At 38.1% G+C, this 6,112-nt stretch carries 8 protein-coding genes; 6 read left to right on the top strand and 2 right to left on the bottom strand.

All coding sequences use genetic code 11. The annotated features are described in order from the left end of the window. The coding region (locus BHV72_RS06640; protein WP_286855344.1) for an energy transducer TonB at positions 1–565 on the top strand (565 nt) is incomplete at its 5' end. Between the two features lie 249 nt (positions 566–814). Here BHV72_RS06640 and BHV72_RS06635 read toward each other — a convergent pair. Both BHV72_RS06635 and BHV72_RS06630 read right to left on the bottom strand, forming a co-directional pair. Continuing rightward, positions 815–1,153: a hypothetical protein gene (locus BHV72_RS06635; RefSeq protein WP_004326694.1), complete on the bottom strand. Its 339-nt coding sequence runs from the start codon at positions 1,151–1,153 to the stop codon at positions 815–817. Between the two features lies 1 nt (position 1,154). Next, positions 1,155–1,925, bottom strand: a complete 771-nt coding sequence (locus tag BHV72_RS06630) for a S24 family peptidase (RefSeq protein ID WP_004326695.1) — start codon at positions 1,923–1,925, stop codon at positions 1,155–1,157. Positions 1,926–2,700: 775 nt separating this feature from the next. Here BHV72_RS06630 and BHV72_RS06625 point away from each other — a divergent pair. The 5 genes from BHV72_RS06625 to BHV72_RS06605 form a co-directional block, all read left to right on the top strand. Then, positions 2,701–2,904, top strand: coding sequence for a hypothetical protein (locus BHV72_RS06625; RefSeq protein WP_004326696.1), 204 nt, complete (start codon positions 2,701–2,703; stop codon positions 2,902–2,904). Further along, on the top strand, positions 2,901–3,152 hold the full coding sequence (locus BHV72_RS06620) for a helix-turn-helix domain-containing protein (protein WP_055298561.1): 252 nt from the start codon (positions 2,901–2,903) through the stop codon (positions 3,150–3,152). Before BHV72_RS06625 ends, BHV72_RS06620 begins: the two co-directional genes overlap by 4 nt. Positions 3,153–3,536: 384 nt before the next feature. After that, a complete protein-coding gene (locus tag BHV72_RS06615) occupies positions 3,537–4,238 on the top strand; it encodes a hypothetical protein (RefSeq protein ID WP_005794298.1) in 702 nt (233 codons plus the stop codon). A 71-nt stretch (positions 4,239–4,309) separates the two neighbouring features. Then, positions 4,310–5,278 (top strand): PD-(D/E)XK nuclease-like domain-containing protein, encoded by a 969-nt coding sequence (locus tag BHV72_RS06610; protein ID WP_117707105.1) that lies wholly within the window; start codon positions 4,310–4,312, stop codon positions 5,276–5,278. Then, a partial coding sequence (locus BHV72_RS06605) for a recombinase RecT (RefSeq protein ID WP_286855319.1) occupies positions 5,275–6,112 on the top strand: 838 nt, incomplete at its 3' end. The genes BHV72_RS06610 and BHV72_RS06605, both read left to right, overlap by 4 nt.

Here is a 6,112-nt window from a genome sequence, read left to right as displayed (position 1 = left end):
TGGGCATCATTTGTTTACAGCAAATCTTTATCCCGAAGTTCACTCCAATAAACCGGGACGTTACCGTTTTTTCTATGAAGTCATGCTTGATGCTGATACTCCATTGCGTCATGACATATTGATGATGACCGAATTTCGATTGACTGATAATAAGCAAGAAATAAAAAATGCTATTAGAATAGAAATCCCCCAAAAACCGGATAATTATGGAGCTGGATTTATTCCTACTCAAGCTCCTCCAAAAGAAGATGAAGTTTATCATGTAGTGGATGACATGCCCGAATTTCCCGGTGGTATGGATAAATTGTTACAATTCATCAACGACAATATGCAATATCCAACCAAAGCCCAAACAGAAGGAATACAAGGAAAAGTTATTGTTCAATTCATCATAGACGAAGACGGTTACATAATAGAACCTAACATAGTAAGGAGTGTTGAGTCTTCTTTGGATAATGAGGCACTACGTCTGATAAAAATGCTTCCTAAATGGAAACCCGGCACACTAAAAGGAAAAGCCATAAAGGTGAAATATACAGTCCCAGTAGCTTTTAAACTCAAATAATAGCAACTATGAAACATTTATTACTCATATTCCCGTAATATTCGAAAATCACCATTCCCCTCGCAACAATGTGCTTGAATAAAACGAAAAGCCCACCTTTACATTAACAGATGTAAAAGTGGGCACTACTTCTTTAAACTATTGATTTTCAATGTTTAATGCGGTGCGTACGGGACTAACACATTTTGCTATTATACTGATAATCAATAAAATACTTATTAAAAATATATTAATGGTATCATATTTATATCATCTCCGCTTATTTTCTTCTATAATTTTATGCAGTGCTTCTATCTGCATCATCGCACCTTCATAAGCTGCTTTGTAGTTGACATTCGCATCAATATCCGTCTCAATCATATTCCCTTTGCCAGTACAAAGCCACTTCACATTCAATTCCGGGAACTTATCCACAATACGAGCTATTATATCAGTTCCAATAGCCCCCTTCCCGTTCCTTATGGAATTATAAATGTATCTATTTGATAATTCACAATAAGCCTCAAACGAGTTCTCACCTTTGACAACTCCCTTATCACGTGCATACCTTGCAAATTTTCGTAATCTGTCAATAGCCCTTTCTTCCATATCAAATAATCTTTTGACTTATTATGCGTAATGCTTGCCACATCCCCCTTATTTCTCTTCTCTCGACATCTAACTGGCCATGCTTGGGGTTATCAGCCTTTAAAGTCAGCACATTATCCAAGAAAAGACTGTTTTTCAATATCCGCTTGACTGAAAGTGTTTTCCCATACACAATACTCACAACTCCTGACGCGCTTTCCCACAAACCTTCTTCTATTTTGCGAGCAAGAATTTTAGCTCCGTCCGGTATAGTTGGCTCCATGCTGTCACCACGTACTTGAAAGACCATATAAGAATCATCAAGCACTTCACCTTCTTCCGGCATGACACCATAAGAATCAATTTCATAAGCTGTGTTATATAAGCTTTCGACAAATGAAGCCGCAGCATCTATCGGAACATATTTTACTTTTACAAGAATATCTTGAAGATAAGGAGCTACTTTACTAATCGTAGAGTCTGATTGCATTCTCGCATTTTTCAGAGCATCCCTAATATCCTTCTCCGAAGGTTCTATCTGTCCTGATGGAGTCTTTGCAAACAAACCTTCTCCAGTATATAGCCATGCTCTGCTCACATCATACTTCTCACAAAAAGCATCAATTGTTTTTTTACTTGGTAACTGAATCCCTTTTTTTATACTGGTAAGAGTTGATTCACTGGATATAATATTGTCTTTCTTCAATTTATACCCACTCAAACCACAATATGAAATTGCTTGCAAAAACCTTTTTGAGAGATCACTCAATTTTTTATCGTCAACTTCTTGCATACTTCATAAATTAAGTAGTATATTTGCATCCGTAATAGTAGCAGTATTACCACATAAATTGATTAAACATCCTATTTGGAGTTTATATATAGAAATCCGTAAATAGCTGCTACCTATTTGCGGATTTTCTTTTTCTCCACATTGTGTAATCGGCGGTAGGCCGCATAGCGGAGAGACAGAGGGTTACACTCTTACAACTCAATACTGCGAAAGGCGTGCGATATTGAGAGGCAAACGAAACCGGGATGCCTGCACAGCTACAAGTAAGCGAAAAATCCGGGAAGTCGGGTAACTTGTTAATGCCCGGCCAGCTAAGAACGGCGTACTTATACGAACGAGACATTTCTTATGCTGCATATAGCAAAAACGGGAAACCGTCTAAGGGCTAACTATGCAGCAATCCAGCACCTTACCGAATGAGATCGTCTTTTACTTCTTCAATTATTACAATAACAATAGAACGACATTACTTTTTTTCAAAAAGCTTTCTTTTTACGCGAGCCTTACCTATATAACATTTTATAAACCAACAACTTGCATCAAAACATGTTTTATAACATACAAAGTACTACGAATTTTATGAAGTATTTTATTGTACTTCTGAAAATATGAAGTATATTTGCAACGTCAAACAAACAAAGAGTGTAAGCTTGAACAATAAGAAAGCTGGCGACTTCAAAAGCCACTTACTACATATCTCATTGGCAAATGTAGTTGTTAGCTTTCTTTTATGCAAATTTTTTGTGGAAAATTTAAGTATAAAATAGAAAATAATATGAAAGTAACAAAGAAAGATATTCTAAGCATTAAAGCTGGTTCTTCCAAAGTAATGCAGCTGGATTCTTACAAGGATTGCGTCAATGCAAGAAGCTACGCCTATCAATTAGCTTTTACTGATCCCCGTGAAGACGTTGAAAGATATTCAATATCCATCGACAAAGATAAAAATCAGATAACCATCGAAGCGATAAAGAAATGAACCGTTCAGATGCCAAAATGATTGCAGAAGAACTGCACAAGTTTATTCGCAATGATGTGAGAAAGGTTGTAACTGAAATGGCGACTGCTGAAACCGAAGAGTATTTGAATGCCAAACAAGCTGCTGTATTTCTCGGATGGAAGTTGCAAACCTTATACAATCGAATACATGATATTCCTCACACCAAAAATGGCAAGAGTCTCATTTTTACCAAATCAGCTTTGATAAAATTCATGGAAAGAAAATAATCCCGGACGGATTTGGCCGTCTTTCCGGGAACTAACAAAACGTTCTTTGACATATTGTATAGTCTGAACAAATAAAGACTTAAAACAAGGTTTACTGCTTATCTAAAGGGCGAAATAGACCGACAAAGTAGCCAAAGCGGATTAGTGAAAAGAGTGTGAATACGGACTGCCAATAAGAAGATGCAGCACACGAATCACTAAGTTATCAAAAACAACTTATATTATGACAAAGTAAACGTAGGGCGTTTATAAATACATTCTTAACTGAATAGATACTTTAAATGATATATATACCCGTGCTTCGCAAGAAGCGGTCACCGCTAAAAAGCTACGGCCAACAATCCATCGGAACGCGGACGGGAACACATTTTAAATGCTAAAAGTATGAAAGGAATTACAGAAATGACCGAGCAAGAGATTCTTGCGTTAACGGAGGAAGATGTACAGAAAATGATTAAACTTCGCATGATGGAGGAAGGTATCAAAATCATGGATAAACCCAAAATTCCCGAATTATTTGAAATTGAGCCTGCTGATATTCAGTACTTCTCTATTCCGCTTTTGGATGGTTTTGCGTTTACTGACATTAATGAAGCGACTAAGGTTGCTGAAATTCTGAAAAGCGCGAAGTCATTGCGAAAGGTTGATTACGATTGGAATAAACTTGGGAGTGATTACAAGTTCCTTAAAAAGAGTGAGAGATACAAGTTTAATGGGAACTCTGATTTTGACATCATTTCAGGATGGGCTTATTCGGATGAACTATATGCTAAGATTTCAAACTTTGCCGCACAGAACAAGGTTATGAAAGAACAAGCAGCAAAAGACCAAAAGGAATATGACGAAAAGATGCAAGAAGCGTCCGGCATCATCTCGGAGATAAGCGGATGGGTTAAGGAGGTCAAAGTTAAGTATGAGCGATTGAATAGGCTTACTTACAAATTCGCTACTGACTATTATCCCCTTTCCGATCACAATGAGGATATGGCAATGAAATTTATGGCTAAAGCCTATTCTTTTACAGATAAAGAAAAAGAATACATATTACAGAATTACAAAGAATTACTATCCACAAGTGATGAATAAGTTTTTTAGTTAGTTATTGGCTCCTTGCTTGCGAAAGTAGGGAGTTTTTTGTAAAACTCCAAATTCATTATATGAGTAATATAGAAGATACAATTTACGATCTGCCAAATGAAGAATACCACCGTGGAGAAAGATTCAAAGATTTCCTAAGTAGTACGCAGATTAAAGATTATATGGTGTCCCCAAAGTTTGCCCGATACAAGGCATTGCACCCAGAATTATTTGAGATAAGTATTGAAGCCTCTGAAAAAGGTTCACTGTACCATGATGCAATGGAAAGCCTTGTTAATACTGGAAAACTTGACAAGTGGCGAAACAACCTTCTTGTATTTGAGCCGCCTATAAATCCTAAAACCGACTGTCCGTATGGACGAGACACCCAAAAATATCAGATTGCACTAATAGAGGCCAAAGAATCAAATCCCGGTAAAACATTGACAAGCACAACCGATATACAATTGGTTGAAACAATGGTTTATGAGCTTCTTAATAATTGCCGGGACACCTCCAAACAGATCAGGCAGATATTAAAATGGGGAAAAGCCGAAGTTAGCCATTTCGTTGAATACGAAGGATGCAAGTTCAAATATCGCCCTGATGTGGAAACGGCCAAAAAAATTGTTGACTGGAAAACATTGGCGGTTGATGATCTTCATGAAGAAACAGTTAACCGGACTATTGCCAAATTTCATTATGGTATTTCGGCAGCTTTCTATCAGTTTTTTGAACATGAACGTACTGGAGTATGGAAGGAGTTCTACTGGGTTATGCAACAAAAGACAGCTCCCTATGACGCAGTATTTGTCAGTGCAGCTAACTGGGCTTTCCATTTGGAAGACGGAATTGTGAAAATGGGGGCAAGCGCATTGGCATTCAAGAAATTGTTAGACCAGCATGTTTACTGTACACAAAACAATGATTTTGACGGTGCACAGATATTTATTCAGCCGGGATTCAAAGGACGAAGAATAATGGTGCCGGACACACCTGCATTTGAAAAGAACAAGATGTTTAACTTTTATAATAATCAAGAACAATGAGTAAAACAGAGAATCAATCCCCCCAACAAGGGAACTTGGGAATGGAACAACACAATGCTCCTTCACCAACAAAAACAGAACCGGTCTCCCCAACACCTTCCACACCACAACCGCCCGTTCCTTCTGCCCCACCAGCCTTTCCAGTACAACTGAAAGGATTGGAAAGCTGTTTTATCTCCCCTAAAAAGGCATTTATAGCAGCTGGTGGCACAGAACAGCAATTTGCCCGTGAAGTCAATTTCGCTATGCAGGCAATGTTGAATAATCCTTATTTGATTGACTGTGCCCGGCAATATCCCGATCATCTTGTCGAAGCAATCAAAAACGTTTCTCTTACCGGTCTGACGCTCAATCCTGAACTAAGATTGGGGTATCTTGTACCGTACAAAGGCAAAGTGAAGTTCCAAGCTTCATACATGGGGAAAGTTGATATTTTGATCCGCACTGGTGTTGTAAAGGATATTTATTCTGATTTGGTTTATGCTAATGACGAGTTCTGTATGACAAAAGGTACCGGCGGCACTATCATCCACAAACCTAATGTATTCGGAGAACGTGGTGATCTTCTTGGAGGCTACTATTTCGCTGTCTTGACTTCCGGTGTTGTAAAATTCGATGCAATGCCCAAAGCCCGTATTGAAGAAATAAAAAGTCGTAGTGAGGCTGTCAAGAAAGGCAAGCAATCTCCGTGGGACACAGACTTTGAAGAAATGGCTCGAAAAACAATCGTGAACTGGGCTTTCAAATTCCTGCCCAAAACCGGCATTTCAGATTCCATGATTAAAGTTCTTGAAACAGAGAGCCAGTTGGATGATGAAATGTTTGAAGACTGGA

Source organism: Bacteroides sp. 43_46 (assembly GCF_001915455.1).
GTDB lineage: Bacteria > Bacteroidota > Bacteroidia > Bacteroidales > Bacteroidaceae > Bacteroides > Bacteroides caccae.
Note: the sequence above shows the minus strand (reverse complement) of the source record. Positions and strands in the feature narration are given on the sequence as shown.